Here is a 2,403-nt window from a genome sequence, read left to right on the forward strand (position 1 = left end):
AGGTGAAAGAATCACTGATAAAGGAGTTGGTAACGGAATCTCGTTATTGATTACTGTTGGTATCTTGGCACGTTTCCCACAAGCGGTATTTGCAGAAGCGATTGATAAAGAAAGCCCAGCTATTCCAATTTTACTTGAAATCGTTTGTTTCATGGCTATCGTTTTAGCGACTGTATTAATTGTACAGGGTGTGAGAAAGGTACCTATGAACTATGCAAAGAGAGTAGCTTCAGGAAGAGCGGAAGCAGGTGATCTGTCTGCAAGATCTTACCTTCCTATCAAGGTGAATGCATCAGGTGTAATGCCTATCATCTTCGCACAGGCAATTATGGCTGTACCGGTGATGGTTTTTGATGCTTCTACGTTCGGAATCTTTGGATTTTGGTACAACTTGGTATTAGCTGTATTGATTGTAGTATTTACTTATTTCTATACTGCTATCATGATTAACCCGAAGAAAATGGCGGATGACATGAAGCGTAGTGGTGGATTTATTCCAGGTATTAGACCGGGAGAAGAAACTGCTAACTACATTGATGCCCTAGTTTCTAGGATTACATTACCAGGATCGATTTTCTTGGCTTTGATTGCAGTGTTACCAGCAATGGCCTACATGGCAGGTGTTGGACAAGCTTTTGCATTGTTCTTTGGAGGAACTTCTTTATTGATTATGGTAGGAGTTGTTTTAGATACGCTTCAGCAAATTGAAACGTACCTATTGAACAGACACTACGATGGATTGATGGAAGGAACGAAAATCAGAGGACGTAGAACAGCCGGAGAAGTATCTGGATTTTAAGATAAAAGAATGGCAAAGCAAGCATCTATAGAACAAGACGGAACTATCATCGAAGCATTATCTAACGCAATGTTTAGAGTTGAGTTGGAGAATGGACACGTGATTACCGCACACATTTCAGGAAAGATGAGAATGTACTACATTAAGATTCTTCCTGGAGATAGAGTGAAAGTAGAAATGTCTCCTTATGATTTAACAAAAGGGAGAATAACTTTTAGATACAAGTAGGAGAGATCCGAATAAAAACAAAAAGAAGATGAAAGTAAGAGCTTCAGTAAAAAAACGTAGTGCAGATTGCAAAATCGTTAAGAGAAAAGGAAGAGTTTACGTGATAAACAAAAAGAATCCTAAACTTAAACAAAGACAAGGTTAGGCTTAATTATTTGAATTATGGCAAGGATTGCAGGTATAGATTTACCAAAAAACAAGAGAGGTGTTATTGGTTTAACATACATCTTTGGTATCGGTCGTTCTACAGCAGCAAAAATTTTAGCTGAGAACAAGATTGATGAGAACATCAAAGTTCAAGATTGGACTGATGAGCAATTAGGACTTATCCGTGAGTCTATCAACACAATTAAAGTTGAAGGGGCTTTACGTTCAGAGGTACAATTGAACATCAAACGTTTAATGGACATCGGATGTCAAAGAGGTATTCGCCACAGAGCTGGTTTACCTTTAAGAGGACAAAGAACAAAGAACAACTCTCGTACAAGAAAAGGTAAGAGAAAAACAGTTGCAAACAAGAAGAAAGCAACTAAATAATAAGTAAGATGGCAAAAGCACAGAAGAAGAAGAAAAATGTTAAAGTAGATGCAGTTGGTGAAGCGCATATTCAAGCTACCTTCAACAACATCATTATTTCTTTAACTAACAATGCTGGACAAGTTATTTCTTGGTCATCAGCTGGGAAAATGGGATTCAAAGGTTCTAAGAAAAACACTCCATACGCTGCACAAGTTGCTGCTGAGGATTGTGCCAAAGAAGCTCATGACTTCGGATTACGTAAAGTTAAAGTTTTTGTAAAAGGGCCTGGAGCTGGACGTGAGTCTGCGATCAGATCTTTACATAACTCAGGAATTGAAGTAACAGAAATCGTTGACGTTACTCCATTACCACACAACGGTTGTAGACCACCGAAAAAGAGAAGAGTTTAATAAAAGAATTTTTAACCCGAGTGGATTTATGGTTATCGAAGGAATTACGCCTTAATTCATAACCCCACTCATTACTTAATAAAATGGCAAGATATACAGGTCCAAAATCAAAAATCGCACGTCGATTTAGAGAACCAATCTTCGGCCCAGACAAAGCGTTGGAAAGAAGAAGTTACGGTCCAGGACAACATGGTCCTAACAAAAGAAGAGGAAAGCAATCAGAATATGCTATCCAATTAGGAGAAAAACAAAAAGCGAAGTACACTTACGGTATTTTAGAGAAGCAATTCTCTAACTTATTCAAGAAGGCATCTTCAATGAAAGGAATTACAGGTGAGAACTTGTTAATCCTTTGTGAGAGCCGTTTGGATAATACTGTTTTCCGTTTGGGAATCGCTCCTACAAGAAGAGGTGCTCGTCAGTTAGTATCTCACAAACACATTACTG

5 protein-coding genes and 1 pseudogene are annotated in these 2,403 nt (G+C 38.2%); all 6 read left to right on the forward strand.

The features are described 5' to 3' along the window. Positions 1–799 (forward strand): annotated as a pseudogene (locus tag AC22ZQ_RS14130) (SecY family transport protein); the annotation flags it as partial. A gap of 9 nt (positions 800–808) precedes the next feature. Then, positions 809–1,027, forward strand: coding sequence for a translation initiation factor IF-1 (gene infA, locus AC22ZQ_RS14135; protein WP_090248870.1), 219 nt, complete (start codon positions 809–811; stop codon positions 1,025–1,027). A 28-nt stretch (positions 1,028–1,055) separates the two neighbouring features. Then, positions 1,056–1,172: a 50S ribosomal protein L36 gene (gene rpmJ / locus AC22ZQ_RS14140; RefSeq protein ID WP_090248872.1), complete on the forward strand. Its 117-nt coding sequence runs from the start codon at positions 1,056–1,058 to the stop codon at positions 1,170–1,172. A gap of 17 nt (positions 1,173–1,189) precedes the next feature. Beyond that, positions 1,190–1,564: a 30S ribosomal protein S13 gene (gene rpsM, locus AC22ZQ_RS14145; protein ID WP_318959409.1), complete on the forward strand. Its 375-nt coding sequence runs from the start codon at positions 1,190–1,192 to the stop codon at positions 1,562–1,564. 8 nt (positions 1,565–1,572) lie between these two features. After that, positions 1,573–1,956 (forward strand): 30S ribosomal protein S11, encoded by a 384-nt coding sequence (rpsK, locus tag AC22ZQ_RS14150; protein WP_090248876.1) that lies wholly within the window; start codon positions 1,573–1,575, stop codon positions 1,954–1,956. An 83-nt stretch (positions 1,957–2,039) separates the two neighbouring features. Continuing rightward, positions 2,040–2,403, forward strand: a 364-nt coding sequence (rpsD, locus tag AC22ZQ_RS14155; protein WP_318959410.1) for a 30S ribosomal protein S4, incomplete at its 3' end; no start/stop codon positions are given.

Source organism: Lishizhenia sp., from assembly GCF_057456495.1.

Bases quoted from the DNA above. Each gene is read 5' to 3' on its own strand.
- infA (WP_090248870.1), top strand. From the start codon at position 809: ATGGCAAAGCAAGCATCTATAGAACAAGACGGAACTATCATCGAAGCA.
- rpmJ (WP_090248872.1), top strand. From the start codon at position 1,056: ATGAAAGTAAGAGCTTCAGTAAAAAAACGTAGTGCAGATTGCAAAATC.
- rpsM (WP_318959409.1), top strand. From the start codon at position 1,190: ATGGCAAGGATTGCAGGTATAGATTTACCAAAAAACAAGAGAGGTGTT.
- rpsK (WP_090248876.1), top strand. From the start codon at position 1,573: ATGGCAAAAGCACAGAAGAAGAAGAAAAATGTTAAAGTAGATGCAGTT.